The 20,020-nt window shown below is 56.0% G+C and carries 1 protein-coding gene; it reads right to left on the bottom strand.

What is annotated here, in order from left to right:
- Nucleotides 1-851 precede the first annotated feature (851 nt).
- Nucleotides 852-19,790 (bottom strand): non-ribosomal peptide synthetase, encoded by an 18,939-nt coding sequence (locus OIU26_RS18190; protein ID WP_264217589.1) that lies wholly within the window; start codon nt 19,788-19,790, stop codon nt 852-854.
- Nucleotides 19,791-20,020: the final 230 nt, after the last annotated feature.

Below are 20,020 nucleotides of genomic sequence, written 5' to 3'. Positions count from 1 at the left end.
ATATATTTGAACTAACCGCCCTGTAGTTCGTAAGAGTTCAAGAAGTGCTGTCTTCAGATGCTCTTTTTGAACTAAAGTTAGGTTATTATCCATTTTTATCTTATAAAATCTTCTATCAAATCTCTTACTAATTCATTATTCACTTCTTTCAATGAAGCCATAATATCTCTAGCTAGTTTATTAATTCTCTTTTTTTGTTCGAATGATAGCTTGATTTTACTTAATTCTTTAAATAGTGAACTTATGGAAGGTAGCTCAATTTATCTAAGTTTGGTTTCGCTAAAGTCTTTTTCCCATTAAGTTGACCCTTGTGAACATAGTCCTTAAGTGAATCAATTATATCCACCATTAAACCGATAAACTCTTTGTTCTGATCTTCCTTAAATTTTTTTACTCTCTCAATTAAATTGTCATAATAAACTGACAATTGGCTCTCGTTCGAGATATTTGAGACAAGTGTATTTATAAGTAACGAAAGATGTGATACGCAACAATTAGCAATAATTTTCCTGATTATACACCTTTTATAAGGATAACTATTCGCGGCGCACGTTTTAGAAATCTGTATTTCTTCCTGTAGTCTTCGTGTGCCTTTTGTTGTTCTTCTGATGTCATAGTCAAAAGATTAAACTCGTCTGCAACGATCGGCAATTACTTTTTTTCGTTTTTCGGGTATTCGGATTCTATGGTGGAATTATCTCTGTTTAAATGGTTTGATTCTTAGTATGCCAAAGGTAAACTACGATTTCTGTTGAGATTCCTGTGGTGGATTTCCCCTTTCATTTGGAAAAAAACACCCGGCAGGATGTGTACCGAGAGAAATACGGCATACACCCAAACCGGGTAAGGGATTAGAAAATAATATCAATGGCCTCTAGCACATCTTGCTCCTGTTCGGATTGCCCGTTCAGGGAAATATCCTTCAACAGCACCGAAGGCTGTTCGCAAATTTGGGTGATGATCACGAGCAGGTCCTGAGCGAAATTGTCGATCAGATTGCGCGTAAACAACTTGGTTGCATATTCAAACTGCCCGTTCATTCCCTCATCCAGCAACGAAATGACCAAGGTAAGATCAAATTGGGAAACCGTATGAGTTTCCGGATAAGATTCGATCTTGATATCCCCGAAGCTTTGAACGTTATCTTCCTTGGTTTCCAGAACAAACATGACATCGAATACAGGATTACGGCTTTGATCTCGCGGCGCCTGCAGCTTTTTCACAAGCTCCTCGAACGGATAATCCTGGTGGTCGTAGGCCCCCAGCATCGTTTCTTTGACTTCGTTCAAGTAAGCGAGGAACGTCTTCTCCCCGGACGGATAATGGCGAATCGCCAAAGTGTTGACAAACATTCCGATGAGCGGCTCCAGGTCGGCATGTGTGCGGCCCGAAGCCGGCGTGCCTACAATGAAGTCTTCTTGTCCCGAGTACTTGCTGAGCAGGATTGAATAGGCCGCCAATAACACCATATAAAGGGTGGCACCGTTCTCATCGGCGATGCGCTGCAAGCTGTCGGTCATCTGCTTGTCGATGCTGAAAGGCAGCACATCTCCCTCAAAGCTGCGAGCGGCAGGTCTGAAAAAGTCCGTAGGCAGTTCAAGCGTCGGCAGTTCGCCTTCCAGCACGTCCAGCCAGTAGGCTTCCTGACGTTTCAGCCGCTCTTTTACAGGTTCGGACTGCTGCCAAGCGGCGAATTCCTTGTATTGAATCCGAAGCGGTTCCAGAGTCTCGCCGTTATACAGGCGCAGCAGCTCTTCGACGAAGATGCCCATCGACATGCCATCCGTGACGATATGATGAATGTCCAGCATGAGCAGATGCCGTTCCGCTTCCCATTCGACTAAGCCCACACGTAGCAGCGGCGGCCGCTCCAAATCAAAGACGCGCACAAAGCCATCTACGATGCTCTTCGTTTCACTTTCCGTCGCTTTCGTATACTCGACGGCAAACTTCAAGTCCGGATAAATCCGTTGTACCGGTTCGCCGTCGACCATTTCGAAGCCGGTTCGCAAAATTTCGTGACGAGCTATCAATCCTTTGAGCGCCGCCTCGAATTGATTCCGTTCCAAGCGCCCGACGAGAACCGTCATGCCGGACATGTTGTAGCTAAGCTCGGCGCCTTCCATCTGCTGCTGAATGTACAGCCGTTTTTGCACGGAGGAAAGCGGATAGTAATCCCTCTTATCCAGAACCGGAATAGAGAGGTGTTCCTGCCGCTCCAATTGGCTGATCGCTTCGGCCATCGCTTCGATGGTCGAGTGCCGGAACACATCGCGCAGCGGCAGGTTCACGCTCAGCTCCTTGTGCACCTTGCTGACCAGCGTCGTCGCCCGCAGGGAGTGCCCGCCGAGGTCGAAGAAGTTGTCCGTCACGCCAATCGTGACCGACCCGAGCACGTCCTGCCAGATGGCGACCAGTTTCGCCTCCAGTTCGGTGCGCGGCGCCACATATTCGCGGCCTGCGCTTGCTCCCCCTTCCGGCGCCGGCAGCGCCTTCCGGTCGATCTTTCCGTTCGGCGTCAGAGGCAGGCGCTCCATCTCCACGAAGTACGACGGGATCATGTACCCCGGCAGCTCGCTGGCAATCGCCCGCTTCAGGTCCAACGCCGTCAAGCCTTCTTCCGCTGTATAATAAGCGCACAAAGCTTTCTGACCTTCTTGATCTTCCCTGACGACGACGACCGCTTCCTTCACGCCACCTACACTCAGCAGCTTCGCCTCGACTTCGCCCGTCTCGATCCGGTACCCCCGGATTTTCGCCTGGTTGTCGATCCGGCCGATGAAGTCCACGTTCCCGTCCTCCATCCACCGCGCCAAGTCTCCCGTGCGGTACAGCCGCTCGCCCGCGGCGAACGGGCTGTCTACGAACTTCTCTTCTGTCAGCTCCGGACGGTTCAAGTACCCGCGAGCTACCCCGACTCCGCCGATAACCAGCTCGCCCAGCACCCCGACCGGCACCGGATTCAGGTGCGCATCCACGATGTAGAATTTCGCATTCAGCCACGCTTTGCCGATCGGCACATGGCCTGTCTGCGGCAGCTTCGTCAGCTCCTCGTCGTAGAAACTTGAGTCGATTGCCGCTTCCGTCACACCGTATGCGTTGATGATCCGGAACAACGAGCCGAAGCGTTCCTGCAAGGTCCGGTAATCCGCCACGCTGCAGCTGTCCGAGCTCGTGATCAACAGCTCCATCCAGCTCATATCCAGTTGCTGCTCGTGCACGTACTCCAGGAACGGAACGATCAGCGCTGGCGTCGATTCGAAGATGGTGACCCGCTCCCGCTCAATCCAGTAGTGCAGACGAGACGGATCGATTCGGTCGTCCTTCGGCACAATCACCATCGTGCCACCGTTATACAGCGTCCGCGCGATATCTCCCACGAACACGTCAAACGAGAAGCTTGCGAGCTGCAGCAGCCGCACCGGGAACTGATCCAACCGGTATTCCCGCCGGTAGCCCGCCGCCGTGTTCACCAGGCTGCGGTGCTCGATCATCACGCCCTTCGGCTTGCCCGTCGTTCCCGACGTATAGATCACGTACGCCAGGTCCTCTGAACGGGCTTCATGGAAGCTGTCGGTGCCGACATGCTGATGGCTCTCATCGCCGTCGTCCACAGCATCCGTCAGCTTGCCGGAGACCATGCCCGAGCCAATCGGCGCATTCGTCCGCTCCTCGCTGTACGACGCTTCGTCATCCAGGTACAGCACCGTGGCCAACGCCAGCTCCTCTTCGTCAAGCCAGGCTTCAGCACGCTCTCGCAGCGCCGTTTGCGTCAGCAGTACCTTCGCTCCGCTGTCTTCGAGCATGAACCGCACGCGCTCCGCCGGATAATCCGGGTCGAGCGGCACATACGCCCCGCCCGCTTTCCAGACGGCCAGCACGGCCACCAGCAAGTCCACCGAACGCTCGGCGAGAATGCCGACGATCGTCTCCCGGCCGATGCCGCTTGCGCGCAGCGTAGCCGCCAAGCGGTTCGCCCACTCGTTCAGCTCCGCATACGTCAGCCGGTCGTTCTCGTACACGACGGCCGCCTCTTCCGGCGTGCGCTCCGCCTGTTCCTCAAACAGCCGGTGGAACGCGGCCACAGGAGCCGCTTCCGGCTGCGCCGGGTTAAACGCGCCGAGAATCTGCTCTTTTTCCGCCGGTGTCAAAATGCCCAGCTCGGCAATAGTCGCCGACGGGTTGCGGAGAATGGATTCAAGCAGCTGCAAGTAGTGAGCGGCCAATTTCTCCACCGTTTCGGTTTTATAAAGAGCAGTAGCATATTCAAACAGATATTCCAAGCCTTCCTCGATCTCCGTGACGTCCAAGCTGAGATCGAATTTAGAAACAATTTCTTCGCTGGCATACGTCGACAAATGGAGTCCGGGAAGCTGGATTTCCAAATTCTCTGTATTCTGCAAAGCAAACATCGTATCGAACAGCGGATTGCGGCTTAAATCGCGAGCTACGTTCACTTTATCCACCAGTTCCTCAAACGGATAATTCTGATGTTCAAAAGCGCCCAGCGTCGTCTCCTTGATTTCCTTCAAGTAGTCAAGGAACGTTTTACCGGCAGCCGGATAACTGCGGATGGCCAGAGTATTGACGAACATCCCGATCAGCGGCTGAACGTCGCTGTGATTTCTTCCCGCAATCGGCGTACCGACCACCACGTCTTCTTGCCCTGTATACTTATGCAATAATATTGTATAACCAGCAAGCAGAACCATGTAAAGCGTTGCGCCGTTCTCGGCTGCAAGCCGTTTCAGACCCTCGCTTTTCTCGCTATCCATAAACAATTGCAGCGTGCGGCCCTCGTAGCTCTGCATAGACGGGCGCGGATAGTCCGTCGGCAATTCCAAAACCGGCAGCTCTCCGCGGAACATGTCGAGCCAGTAGGCTTCCTGCTTGGCAAGCTGAGCTTTCTGCTCGTCCGATTGCTGCCATACCGCATAATCTTTGTATTGAATGCGGAGCGGCTCCAACTGTTCCCCGCTGTACAAGCGGACGAACTCTTCGATCAGTACGTCAATCGAAACGCCGTCGGATACGATATGATGCGTATCGAACATTAGAATGTGCCGGTCCGGCGCCAGTTCGGCAAGGCCTACCCGCAAAAGTGGCGGCTTCGCTAGATCAAACGGACGAACGAATTGGCGCACCGTTTCTTCCGCCTGCTCCCCGCTGATCTGCACATATTCCACCTGGAAGGCGGCTTCTTCGTAAATTCGCTGAACCGCTTCGCCTTTTACCATCTCAAAGCCGGTACGCAGCGTTTCATGACGAGCTACGAGCCCACGGAACGCTTCTTCAAACCGCTGCCGGTCGAGCTCCCCTTCGAGCAGCATAGCTCCCGGTATGTTGTAGCTCAGCTCGGCTCCTTCCAGCTGGTTCAAGATATAGAGACGTTTCTGAGCGGAAGAGAGCGGATAATACTCGCTAGGTTCCGCAGCCGGAATAGCCGTGAACGAGCCGATCTCCAGCCGTTCCATAGCCGCGGCCATTTCCTCAACCGTCGAGTAGCGGAATACGTCGCGAAGCGGGAATTCAACGCCTAGCTCCTTATGCATTTTGCTGACCAGCGTCGTCGCCCGCAGGGAGTGTCCGCCGAGGTCGAAGAAGTTGTCCGTTACGCCTACCGCCTTCTCCCGAACAAGCACATCCTGCCAAATGGCGGCCAGCTTCGCCTCCAGTTCGGTGCGCGGCGCCACGTATTCGCGGCTTCCGCCTGCTCCCCCTTCCAGTGCCGGCAGCGCCTTCCGGTCGATCTTTCCGTTCGGCGTCAGAGGCAGGCGCTCCATCTCCACGAAGTACGACGGGATCATGTACCCCGGTAGCTCGCTGGCAATCGCCCGCTTCAGGTCCAACGCCGTTAAGCCTTCTTCCGCTGTATAATAAGCGCACAAAGCTTTCTGACCTTCTTGATCTTCCCTGACGACGACGACCGCTTCCTTCACGCCACCTACACTCAGCAGCTTCGCCTCGACTTCGCCCGTCTCGATCCGGTACCCCCGGATTTTCGCCTGGTTGTCGATCCGGCCGATGAAGTCCACGTTCCCGTCTTCCATCCACCGCGCCAAGTCTCCCGTGCGGTACAACCGCTCGCCCGCGGCGAACGGGCTGTCTACGAACTTCTCTTCCGTCAGCTCCGGACGGTTCAAGTACCCGCGCGCCACTCCGACTCCGCCGATGACCAGCTCGCCCAGCACCCCAACCGGCACCGGGTTCAGGTGCGCATCCACGATGTAGAATTTCGCATTCAGCCACGCTTTGCCGATCGGCACATGGCCTGTCTGCGGCAGCTTCGCCAGCTCCTCGTCGTAGAAGCTGGAGTCGATCGCCGCTTCCGTCACGCCGTATGCGTTGATGATCCGGAACAACGAGCCGAAGCGTTCCTGCAAGGTCCGGTAATCCGCCACGCTGCAGCTGTCCGAGCTCGTGATCAACAGCTCCAACCGACTCATATCCAGCCCCTGCTCGTGCACGTACTCCAGGAACGGCACGATCAGCGCCGGCGTCGATTCGAAGATGGTGACCTGCTCCCGCTCAATCCAGTGGTGCAGACGAGACGGATCGATCCGGTCGTCCTTCGGCACAACCACCATCGTGCCTCCGTTGTACAGCGTCCGCGCGATATCTCCCACGAACACGTCGAACGAGAAGCTTGCAAGCTGCAGCAGCCGCACCGGGAACTGATCCAACCGGTATTCCCGCCGGTAGCCCGCCGCCGTGTTCACCAGGCTGCGGTGCTCGATCATCACGCCCTTCGGCTTGCCCGTCGTTCCCGACGTATAGATCACGTACGCCAGGTCCTCTGGACGGGCTTCATGGAAGCTGTCGGTGCCAACATGCTGATGGCTCTCATCGCCGTCGTCCACAGCATCCGTCAGCTTGCCGGAGACCATGCCCGAGCCAATCGGCGCATTCGCCCGCTCCTCGCTGTACGACGCTTCGTCGTCCAGGTACAGCACCGCCGCCAGCGCCAGCTCCTCTTCGCCGAGCCAGTCTTCGGCACGCTCTCGCAGCGCCGTTTGCGTCAGCAGTACCTTCGCTCCGCTGTCTTCGAGCATGAACCGCACGCGCTCCGCCGGATAATCCGGGTCCAGCGGCACATACGCCCCGCCCGCTTTCCAGACGGCCAGCACGGCCACCAGCAAGTCCACCGAACGCTCGGCGAGAATGCCGACGATCGTCTCCCGGCCGATGCCGCTTGCGCGCAGCGTGGCCGCCAAGCGGTTCGCCCGCTCGTTCAGCTCCGCATACGTCAGCCGGTCATTCTCGTACACGACAGCTGCCGTTTCCGGCGTGCACTCCGCCTGTTCCTCGAACAGCCGGTGGAACGCGGCCGCCGGAGCCGCTTCCGGCTGCGCCGGGTTAAACGCGCCGAGAATTTGCTCTTTTTCCGCCGCCGTCAAAAGCTCCAACTGATTCACGCGGATGTTCGGGTTAGCCGCAACCTTCTCCAGTACCCGGGCAAAATGACCGTGGATCAGCCTGATGTCTTCCTCTCTGAACGTCAGCGCATTGTACGTAAACCGCAGCAAAATATGCTCTTCTGGAATGACGGTAATGTCCAGGTCGTAGTTCGTTTGCTCCGGCGACTGGATATTAGCGATTTTCAGCGCTTCTTGGTCTCCGCCGACGACCTGCTCAATCTGTTCTTCCATCGGATAATTTTCAAAGACCATGATATGGTTGATCAAGTCGCGCTTTTGCTCGCTCAGCGACTGAATTTCGAATAACGGGAACGTTTCGTAAGCTCCCGATGCCAGCGCTTGATCCTGGGTTTTTCTCAAGATATCGGCTACCGTCTCCTCGGCTTTGCCTTGAATACGGACCGGGATCGTATTAATAAACAGGCCGATCATGCTTTCGATGCCCGGAATTTCCGCCGGACGCCCGGATACGACGGAGCCGAATACGACATCCTCGCTGTTGTTGTATACCTGCAGAACCAGCCCCCAAACGGTCTGCATGAACGTATTGAGCGTCACCTGCTGCTGGCGCGCCACCCGCTCGATTTGCCCGGTCAGTTCCTTGCTGAGTTCCACATCGATTTCAGCCGCTTCAAAAGCGCCCTGCTTCAGCTGCGTTTTCTCCTGGGGCAGCTTGGTCTGCTGATCGTAACCCGCCAAATACTCGGACCAGTAACGCGAAGCTTCCGCGGCATCTTGAGCTTCCAGCCATTCGATATACCGGGAGTACGAGGTAGCCGGAGGAAGCTCCAGCGTCCGCTTCTCCTGGAACGCGAAGTAGGTGTCGAACACTTCCTTGATCATGAAGGACATGCACCAGCCGTCCATCAAAATGTGATGGTGACTCCAGATCACATGGTAGGACTCGTCGCCCGTGCGCAAAACTGTCACGCGCATAAGAGAGCCTCGGGCCAAATCGAACTTGTTCGCTTTATCCGCGCTGACGAAATCGGCTATCGTCTTCGCCGGGTCTTCATCGCTTACCGAGCGAATATCTTCGAAGTACACTTCACACTTCCGCTCGCGGAATACCACTTGAATCGGCTCGTCTCTCCAGCCGGTAATAAAGTTGGTCCGCAGCGCCTCATTCCGCTGCACCAGCGTATCCAATCCTTGGGTGAAGGCTTCGACATTCAGGCTTCCGTATAGATCGAAGGTCACCTGTTCGAAGTAAGCTTCCGAATCGGCATCCAGCAGGCTGTGGAACAACATCCCTTTTTGCAGCGGAGTCAGGGTGTATACATTCTCCAGTTCGCCGAGCGCCGCCGTATGTTCGGCCAGCCGCTCCAGTTCCTCCACCGTCACATCTTGAAGCAGTACGTCGCTAGGTGTAAGCTCCGGCCGCTCTTTCGAGACGCAATGACTGATGACTTCACGCAAGCTCGATTGAAGCAGGGTGCCTAGGCGCTCTACCGTTTCCCGTTTATACTGGGTTTCCCCATAACGGATCGTGAGTTCCAGCACTCCTTCCGACACCATACCGTTGATATCGAGGACATAATCCATCACTGCATTCGGGCTTGAATCGGAGCCCGGGCTGAACAAAGACGGCTGCGAGCCGTTGCTTTCGTAGTCCTGGTCGAACTGACCCAGATAGTTAAAACTGATCTCCGGCTCCAAAGCAAAGCGCTCGCCATCACGCGGCACCGACAAATAACGCAGGATGCCGTAGCCGATTCCTTTGTTCGGAATGCGGCGCAAGCTTTCTTTAACCTGTTTCACCTGATGACCGAGCGCCTGGGCGTGACCCGGCTCCAGAACGACAGGGAATTGACTTGTAAACCAGCCAACCGTGCGCGTAATGTCCACATCCGGCAAAATATCTTCCCGGCCGTGGCCTTCGAGATTCACCAGCACGCGTTCCCGGCCGCTCCAAGCTTGTACCGCGAGGCCAAGCGCGGCAAGCAGCAAATCGTTCATTTCCGTATGGTAAGCACGGTGCGCCTGCTTCAGCAGCTGTTCGGTTTCCTCCGCCGTCCAGCAAACGGTCACGAGCCCGCTGTCCTTCAGCTTGGATCTGCCTTGTTCAAAATCTTTCGGAAGCGGCTCATAGGTCAATTGCTCGATATGCTGCCAATACTCTCTCTCGCTTTCCATCGCCGGACCGTTCGCATAATCAGCGAGCTGTTTCGCCCACGTTTGGAATGAATCCGTTTTGAGCGGCAGACGGATCGGCTGCCCTTGCAACGCCTGCTCATAGCCGGCAGCAAAATCCTCAAGCAGAATCCGCCAGGATACGCCGTCTACGACCAAGTGATGGATCGCGATGAGCAGGTGGTCGCCGTCGTCGCAGCGGAACAAGCCGAGCTTCACCAGCGGACCGTTTTCCAGATCGATGCTCGCTTGAATGTCATTTGCCTTAGCCTCTACCGCTTCTTTCACGTCGCCGACTCCCTTGAAATCGACAACTTCCAGATCGAACAGCGCTTCGTTCTCCCCGGCGCCGCGGTTCCATGCGGTATAGCCGTTCTCGGTTTGGCGGTAAACCGTACGGAGAGCATCGTGATGCACAACAAGCTGACGCACCGCTTGGCGTAAAGCTTCTTCGTCAAAGCCTTGCTTGGAGAACTGCATGAACGCCTGGTTGCTGTGATGCACGTCAGCCGGATTTTGTTCAAAGAACCAGCGCTGAATCGGGGTCAAGATGACCTCTCCCGTCACTTCGGCCTGGTTTGCCGTTCTCTCCGCCGTTTGCAGGTGCAAACTAAGGGCAGTAATCGTCGGGTAATGGAACAAATCTTTCATGACCAGCTTGTACCCCGTTTGCAAAAGACGGGACGATACCTGCAAGGCCTTGATCGAATCGCCGCCGAGCGCAAAGAAATTGTCCATCGTGCCGACCTGATCCACGCCCAGCACCGACTGCCAGACCGACGCAAGTGCCTGCTCGGCAGGAGTACGAGGCGCGGTGTATGCAGCCTCGGCACGAATGCTTCCTTCCGGTACAGGCAGCGCTTTACGGTCGATCTTCCCGTTCGGCGTAAGCGGCATTTGATCCATGCGCATGATGCGCGAAGGCACCATATGGGAAGGCAGCGCGGCGTCCAGATGGGCCACAAGCCCTTCCAGATCGAAGCTGGAATCCGCTACGACATACCCGCACAAATATTTCTGCCCCCGCTCGTCCGTCCGGTCGATGACAAGCGCTTGACGCACGCCGGCAAAATTTTTCATGGCCGCTTCAATTTCACCAAGCTCGATCCGATAGCCGCGAATTTTCACCTGGTTGTCGATCCGGCCGATGAAGTCCACGTTGCCGTCCGGCATCCAGCGCGCCAGGTCGCCCGTCCGGTACAGCCGCTCCCCAGCGGCGAACGGGCTGTCTACGAATTTCTCCGCCGTCAAATCCGGGCGGTTCAAGTAACCGCGGGCCACACCCGCTCCGCCGATAACCAGCTCGCCCAACACCCCGATCGGCACCGGCTTCAGATTCGCATCCACGATGTAGAACTTGGCGTTCAGCCACGCTTTGCCGATCGGCACGCTACCCGTCTTCGGCAGCTTCTTTAGCGGCTCGTCATAGAAGCTGGAGTCAATCGTCGCTTCCGTTACGCCGTAGCTGTTAATAATACGGAACTGCGAGCCGAAGCGCTCCTGCAAGGTGCGGTAATCCGCTACGCTGCACGCATCCGAGCTTGTGATCAGCAGCTTCATCGAGCTGAGGTCCAGACCCTCGGCATGCACATGCTCCATGAACGGCACGATCAGCGCCGGAGTCGATTCGAACACCGTCACGGCGTAGTCGCGAATCCAGCCGTAGAGGCGGGTTGGATCAATCCGGTCGTCCTTCGACACGATGACCATGGTGCCCCCGTTGTACAGCGTCCGCGCAATGTCGCCGACGAACACGTCGAACGAGAAGCTTGCGAGCTGCAGCAGCCGGATCGGGAACTGATCCAGGCGGTATTCCCGCCGGTAGCCCGCCGCCGTGTTCACCAGGCTGCGGTGCTCGATCATCACGCCCTTCGGCTTGCCCGTCGTACCGGAGGTGTAGATGACGTAAGCCAAATCGCGCGGCTTGTTCACATTCGCCGGATTCGATGCGAGATCCGCCGCTAGTACGTTCTTCTCGGCTTCTGCCGTGGCGGACTTTTCGGCAGCAGCCGTTTCCGCTTGCGCCAAAGCCTCCGCCTCTGCGCCTGCTTCGCCCAAAGCTTGTACGCCCACAGCCGCTTCCGCCGCTCCGAGGCTGTACGTCGCGGCGTCGTCAAGCGCAAGCACCGTTTGCAGCACTAGAGCTCCGTCGCTGCGCCAAGCTTCCGCCTGCTCCAGCAGGCGGGTCTGCGTGAGCAGCACCGACGCCCCGCTGTCCGCGAGCATATACTCGATCCGCTCCGCCGGATAGTCCGGGTCGAGCGGCACATAAGCGCCACCCGCTTTCCATACGGCGAGCACCCCGATCAACAGCTCCGCCGAACGGCCGGCCAGAATGCCGACCACCTGCTCCGGCTTCACCCCGCGCTCCCGCAGTGCATACGCCAGACGATTCGCTTTGGCGTTCAGCTCCGCATACGTCAGCTTGCTGTCTTCGTAGACAACCGCCAGCGCTCCCGGAGTGCGCTCCGCCTGCTCCTCGAACAGCTCGTGGAACGTTCTCTCTCTCCACGACTCATCCGCTTCCAAACCTGTACCCTCTGCGGCGGGTTGCTTCGCAAAAGCCGAAGACGACACGTCAAACCCGACCAGCAAATCATGCTTTTCGCTGTCCGTCAAGATATCCAAATCCGAAATCCGCGCTCCCGGCTGAGCCAGGATCGACGCCAAAAGCTGCTCGTAATGACCCGCCAGCCGTACCATCGTTTCCTGTCTAAACAACGAGGTAGCGTACTCGATCTTGCAAACCAGCTTGTTATCGGCTTCCACGATATCAAGGCTAAGATCAAACTTTGCCGTCTTTTCCTCGATGTCGAACAGCGACCATTGCAAGCCTTCCAGGGTTAAATCCAAGCTTTCGTGCTTTTGCAAAGAAAACATGGTGTCAAACAGAGGATTCCGGCTTAAATCCCGGCTCACCTGAAGAGCTTCCACCAGCTCCTCGAACGGATAGTCCTGGTGCTCGTAAGCTCCAAGCGTCGTTTCCTTCACTTCCTGCAAGTAATCCAGGAACGTCCGCTCCGCCGCCGGACCAAAGCGAAGGGCCAGCGTATTGACGAACATGCCGATAATCGGCTGCAGGTCGGCGTGAGAACGGGCGGCAATCGGAGTGCCGACCACTATATCTTCCTGTCCCGCGTATTTATGAAGCAATACGGAGTACGCAGCCAGCAGAAGCATGTAGAGCGTCGCTCCCGAATCGCCGGCAAGCCGTTTCAGAGCTTCGCTTTTCTCCGCATCCAGCGTAAACGTGAGCGTTTGACCGTCAAACTGCTGAACGGCCGGGCGGGAGAAGTCGAGAGGCAGCTCAAGAACCGGAAGCTCGGAGCTGAATACCCCACGCCAGTATTCCTCCTGCCGTTTGATGCGCTGGCACTGCTCCTCGGATTGCTGCCAAACGGCGTAATCCTTGTATTGAATCCGCAGCTCCGGCAATTCCTCCCCATTGTAAAGCCGCACGAATTCGCGCAGCAGCACGTCCATGGAAAGGCCGTCGGAACCAATATGATGAATATCCAGCGCGAGCAGAAATTTCTCTTTCTCCAGTTCGATCAGCAGGGCGCGCAGCAAAGGCGGCTGGGTCAAGTCAAAAGGCTGAATGAAGCCTTCAAGAATGGCCGCAACCTGATCTTCGCTTGCTTGAAGCTTCTCGACTTTGAAAGCTACGAGCGGATGAATACGCTGAACCGGCTCCCCATTCACGATTTCAAAACCGGTGCGCAGCATATCGTGCCGGGCCACCAAAGTAGTCAGCGCCTTTTCCACTTTGGCCTCGTTCAAAGCCCCTTCCAATTGCAAGGCGCTTGGGAGGTTGTAATTCAGCTCCGAGCCATCCAGCTGGTGCAGGACGTACAGCCTTTTTTGCGCGGAGGAAACCGGATAGTACGCTTTCTCTTCCGCTTTCGGAATCGAGCTGTGCCGCGTTTCTTCCAAGCTGGCAATAGCCCCGGCCATCGACTCTACCGTCATACAGCGGAACACATCGCGCAACGGAAGTTCGACGTTCATTTCCTTCCGAATCTTGCTGACAAGGTTCGTCGCCCGCAAGGAGTGGCCGCCGAGCTCGAAGAAATTATCCAAGACTCCAATGCCGGAGTAGCCCAGCACTTCCTCCCAGATCTTCACAAGCTGGGACTCCGTCCGGTTACGCGGCGCTACGTATTCGACGCCCGTTTGTAAGCCACCTTGCGGCTCCGGCAGCGCTTTGCGGTCCACTTTGCCGTTGGTCGTCAGCGGCATGCGCTCCAACTGCACGAAGTACGAAGGGATCATGTATCCCGGCATTCCCTGGGCCAGCGAGGTTCTCATTTCACTGACCGTCAGCGTCCGGTCCGCCACAAAGTAGGCGACAAGCGCCTTCTCTCCCCCGCCGTCCTGACGGGCGAGCACCACCGCTTCTTCCACGCCCTCGACGTTCAGAAGCTGCGTCTCGATTTCGTCCAACTCGATCCGGTACCCGCGGATTTTCACCTGATGATCGATCCGGCCTAGGTATTCGATGTTGCCGTCCGGCAGCCAAGCTGCCAAGTCGCCCGAGCGGTACAGCTTCTCCCCCTCCGCAAACGGGGAATCGACGAACTTCTCCGCCGTCAGATCCGGACGGTTCAGGTATCCTCTCGCAAGGCCTTCCCCGGCCACGTACATTTCGCCCGCTACGCCAATCGGCACAGGGCGGCGGTTTTCATCAAGGACGTACACCCTCAGCGTCGGGATCGGCTTGCCGATATTGCTCTTCGCCGCCTCCATTTCGACCCACGTGATTTCCTTATACGTCACGTGAACCGTCGTCTCGGTAATGCCGTACATATTGATCAGCTTTGTCTCCGGGTACTTCGTCTTGAAGCCCTTGAGCAGCAGCGGACTCAGCGCTTCACCCCCGAAGATGACGTTGCGAATCCGCAGATCGTACGGATGGTCCGCCAAGACCTCACGCAGCAGCTGGTAGAAGTACGTTGGCGTCTGGTTCAAAATGGTAACCTGTTCGTGGCCCAGCAGCTCCAGGAAATCGGCTGGACTTTTTGCTATGAGCGGCGGTACGATGACCAGCTTGCCTCCGTACAGCAGTGCTCCGTACATTTCCCAGACGGAGAAATCGAAGCAGAACGAGTGGAACAGCGTCCACGTGTCGGACGGCCCGAAGTCGAACAGGTTCTTGTCATTGAACAGGAGCCGCACGACGTTCTTATGCTCGATCAGCGTTCCTTTCGGTCTGCCGGTCGTTCCCGACGTGTAGATGACATAGGCCAGATTGCCCGGCCCGGAAATCGGCTCCAGGTTCGAAGCGTCCAGTGCACCTTCGGAGTCCGCCCCTCTGTCGCCCCAAACGAAATCATCCAATTCGAGGCGCGTTCCTGCGAAGTCGGTCTTCTCGTGCAGATGCTTTTGAATCAGCAATAACGGCGCGCCCGAATCCTCGATCATGAAGCGAATGCGCTCCTCCGGGTAGTCGGGATCGACAGGCACGTATGCACCGCCCGCTTTGAGAATCGCCAGAATGCCGACAACCATATCGAGCGAGCGTTCGGCCAGAATCGCTACCAACTGGTCTGCTTCTACTCCCGTCTCCCGCAGCTTCCGCGCAAGGCGGTTGGATCGCTCGTTCAGCTCGCGGTAGGTCAGCTGCCGCTCGTTCATGACGGCAGCCACGTTGTCCGGGTAAAGCTCCGCCTGTTCTTCGAACAAGCCGTGAATCGTCTGCTGCCGCGGGTAGTCCGCCTCCGAATCGTTGAAACCGCCCACCAGCTCGCGGATTTCCTCCTCTGTGAGCATTTCCAGCGAGGCAATATCCCCGTCCGGCGCTGCTGCGATGGTTTCCAGCAGCTTGTCATAATGTCTGGCGAACCGCTCCGCGGTCTCCTGTTTATACAAAGCCGTAGCGTAATCCAACCGGCATTCGAGCTGACCGTCCAGCTCCGAAATGTCCAGGAGCAGCTCGAACTTGGATGTTCGGTTTTCCAGCGGATAAAACGATTGCTCCAGCCCCTCGATGACAATTTGCTCGTTTTCCGTGTTTTGCAGGGCGAAGAATGTATCAAAGAGCGGATTCCGGCCGGTCGCGCGTGGAATGTGAAGACTTTCCACCAAGTCTTCGAACAAATAATTTGGGTGTTCGAAAGCCCCGAGCGTGATGTCCTTGATTTCTTCCAGGTACGAAAGGTACGGCTTGGAACGCTCCGGACGGCTGCGAATGGCTAGCGTGTTGACAAACATCCCCACGATCGGCTGCACTTCTTCCTGCGTTCTTCCGGCAATCGGCGTTCCGACAATCAGATCTTCCTGACCCGAATATTTATGCATAAGGATGGAGTAAGCTGACAGCAGCACCATGTACAGGGTCGTTCCCGTCCGTGCCGCCAGCTCTTTCAGCTTCTCCGTCCGCTCTTTCCCGATATAAAACTTCACGGTCCGGCCGTCAAAGCTTTGTACTGCAGGCCGCGGGAAGTCCGTCGGCAGCTCCAAGACCGGCAGCTCGCCCGACAGCTGTTCCAGCCAGTACTCCTTCTGCGGCTGGAGCATCTGCCCGTAAGCTTCGGAATGCTGCCAAACGGCATAATCTTTGTATTGAATGCGTATCGGGGCCAGCTCCTCGCCCCGATACAGGCGGCTGAACTCGTCAAAGAGCAGCGCTGTCGAAATGCCGTCCGAGACGATATGGTGCATATCGAACAGCAGAATGTGGCGATCCTCGGCGACTTCGATCAGGCCGATGCGGAGAAGTGGCGGCTTGGTCAGATCAAACGGGTGATAGTAAGCTTCCACCACTTGCTCCACTTCCCGCTCGCTCGCCTGGAAATAATCGACAGCAAACTCCACCTCATCATAGATGCGCTGGACAAGCTCGCCTTGAACCTGCTCGATCCCGGTACGCAGCGTCTCATGGCGCTGAATCAGCGCCATGAACGCGTGTTCGACGCGCGTGCGGTCCAGCTTGCCTTCGAGAAGAAGCGCCGCCGACATATTGTAGCTGCGCTCGGCCCCGTCAAGCTGGCGCAGGACGTACAGACGCTTTTGCTCGGATGAAACCGGATAGTACTCGGCCTCAGCCGCCTTTGTAATCTCATACGTCTCCTGCTGCCTTAAACCGCCGATTCTTTGGGCCAGCTGTTCGATCGTGGTGTAGCGGAAAACTTCCCGCAGCGGAACCTCGACTTGCAGCTCTTTCCGAATCTTTGAAACCAGCGTGGAGGCCCGCAAGGAATGACCACCCAAGTCAAAGAAATCGTCTTGGACTCCAACTCGCGCAATACCCAGCACCTGCTGCCAAATGAGAGCAAGTCTTGTTTCAAGCGTTGTGCGAGGAGCTACATACTCACGGCCTGCTTCTACCTCCCCGGTCGGTTCAGGTAGCGCTTTACGGTCAATTTTGCCGTTCGGCGTGAGCGGAAGCTTATCAAGAGATACCAGCCGGGCCGGGACCATATGGGCCGGCAGCTCTTGCTTCAATTGGGACAACAGATCGCTCAGCTGTAAGGAAGCATCCGCCGCCACGTAGCCGCACAAATACTTTTGCCCCTGCTCATCCGTACGGTCGGTCACCACAGCCTGCTTGACGCCCGGGAAACGAAGCAGGGCCGTTTCAATTTCGCCGAGTTCGATCCGGAACCCGCGAATTTTCACCTGATAGTCGATCCGGCCGATGAAGTCGACGTTGCCGTCTTCCAGCCAGCGGGCCAAATCGCCTGTCCGGTACAGACGTTCGCCCAGCACAAACGGGCTGTCCACAAACTTCTCGGCGGTTAGGTCCGGACGGTTCCAGTACCCGCGCGCCACCCCGGCGCCGCCGATGACAAGCTCGCCCGGAACCCCTACAGGAACCGGCTTTAATGCGGCATCGACAATGTAAAACCGGGCGTTCAGCCAAGCTTTGCCGATCGGCACATGACCCGACGGCGGCAGCTTATCCAACGGCTCACTGTAAAAGCTGCTGTCAATGGCCGCTTCGGTAACGCCATAGCTGTTGATGATGCGGAATTGTCCGCCGAATCTTTCCTGCAGCAATCGGTAATCGGTGACACTGCAAGCATCCGAGCTGGTAATCAGCAACTGCATGGAGCTAACGTCCAGCCCTTCTTCATAAATATGCTGCATGAACGGCAGGATGAGCGCAGGCGTCGATTCGAATACCGTAATGTTTTGGTCCCGAATCCAACCGTATAAGAGGTTCGGATCAATCCGGTCATCCTTCGGCACAATCACCATCGTGCCTCCGTTATACAGCGTCCGCGCGATGTCTCCGACGAACACGTCAAACGAGAAGCTGGCCAGCTGCAGCAGCCGCACCGGAAACTGATCCAACCGGTACTCGCGACGGTACGCATCCGCCGTATTCACGAGACTACCGTGCTCGATCATGACGCCTTTCGGGCGTCCCGTCGTACCCGAGGTGTAAATCACATAAGCCAAGTCTTGCGGGGCGCTGCCGGCAGATTCAAATTCCACGGCTAAGGCATCCCCGTTATAAATCTGTTCATCGTCCATGGCATAGACAGCTTGAAGCTTCAGCCGGTCATCGGCCAACCAACCTCTGGCCCGCTCCAACAGATGACGCTGCGTAAGCAGCACCGATGCATCGCTATCGCTGAGCATGTACTCAATCCGCTCCGCCGGATAATCGGGGTCCAGCGGTACATAGGCTCCGCCGGCTTTCCAAACGGCGAGCACCCCGACCAGCAGTTCCACCGAACGCTCTGCCCAGATCCCCGTAATCGTCTCCCTTCCCACGCCCTGTTCGCGAAGGAGAGAAGCCAGCCGCTCAGCGCGTTCGTTCAATTCGCCGTAGGTCAGCTGTTTGTCCATGTAGACGACTGCCGGATGATCTGGAATTTCCCGGGCAAACTTTTCAACATACCGATGAAACGCTTCTCCCTCACTAAGCCCTGCCACCGGCGGGTTAAAAACGTTGAGAATGCGGTGTCTCTCCTCATCACTCAGCAGAGAAATCTCGCGTACCGGCAGTTCGGGAGTCTGAAGAAACTGGTCCAGAACGGTTACATACTGTTCCATAATCCGATCAATCTCGGCCGTCTCGAACAGGCCGGTACGATAGGAAGCATGGAGAATTACATGGCCTTCATTCAACATATGGTCGAAGCGCAGCAGCAAATCGTCCATCTCGTGCCTAGCGAAGTGAGCCTCCAGGCGTACCTTGATTTCTTCGTACTCCACGATTTTCAAAGGCAGATATTCCAGAGACGTACGGAACAGCCCCGAAAGATCGTTGCGGCCGTGTTGTTCGCGTAAATCCTGGATCAATTGGTTATAAGGGTATTTCTGATACCGCAGATCCGCCGTATTTTCCTTGGAAACCGTTTGGATCAAGGAAAGCACGTGCTTGTCTGGATTCAGACGAATCCGCGTAGCCACGGTGCTGACGAACATGCCGATCGTTTCTTTTTCCTTCTTGCTGGTGCGATTGGCGAAAACCGTGCCGACCGGAACATCGGTGCTGTCGGTCAGCTTGTACAATAAGACATACATAGCGGACAGAAATAACGTATATAAGCTGACCTGATATTGTTCGCTGAAGGCCAGAATGCGTTCATACCGGGAACCGTCCAAAGTGATGGCCAGTTTATTGGATTCGCTGCCGATCGAGAATGGCGGATACGATTTAATGCCAGTCGTTTCAGGCAAAGTGTTGTACTTCGTCAGCCAGTATTCCTTGCCTTTTTGATAACGCTGCGATTGCTCATATTCACGCTCCGCAGAAATATAATCCAGATAGGAAGGGGCCTGGTAACTGCTGTAGGTGCCTTTGCGCAGTTCCAGGTATTTTTCCATCACCGCATGCAGCAAAGCATTGACGGACAAGCCGTCGGCGATAATATGATTTACCGTCAAATTGAGCCATACTTGGCCGTTCGCAAAATGGATAATCGTAAATTGGTGGAGGTGTTCGTCGAACACGCTGGCCGGTTTTTCGCTTACTTCTTTCACCCAAGCATAGAATTGTTCGGTTGTGCCTATTTCGAGGCGGCTTATCCTAGCTTGGACATTCTCCGGCTCTTCGAACCACTGCGTTGGATTTTGCAAATCCCCGCTAATGCGGATTCGGAAAACGTCATAGGTTTTGACGATCTCTGCCGCCGCTTGCTCCAGAAGCTGTGTGTTGATCTCGCCCGTAATCTGGTAGGTCGCGGAAAGCATCGTGATGGACGTTCCCGGATTCATAATTTCCATGAACCATATTCGTCGCTGGGCTTGCGTTAATCCATATTGCTCGTTGGTATTCTCTCTCACATCGACACACTCCCGGTTTAGAGATTCTTTATAGATAGGCTTTGTACCTAGATGTCACTTAGTCACTCTTAGAAGAACCGCGCAGGCCACTCCCGGAACGGCTCCTTCGGACTCTTCCTCCTTTTTCGTGTCTACGTTTTCTGGTAACTACCGGTTATAAAGTCATACCTTGGATTACTAAAAGACTCTGTCGCATTCGCAAGCAGGAAGTCGCCCGCCGTAAAGCGGGT

It is taken from the genome of Paenibacillus sp. BT-177 (assembly GCF_025846815.2).
GTDB classification, from domain to species: Bacteria; Bacillota; Bacilli; order Paenibacillales; family Paenibacillaceae; genus Paenibacillus; species Paenibacillus polymyxa_C.
This window is presented reverse-complemented; position numbering and strand designations above follow the sequence as displayed.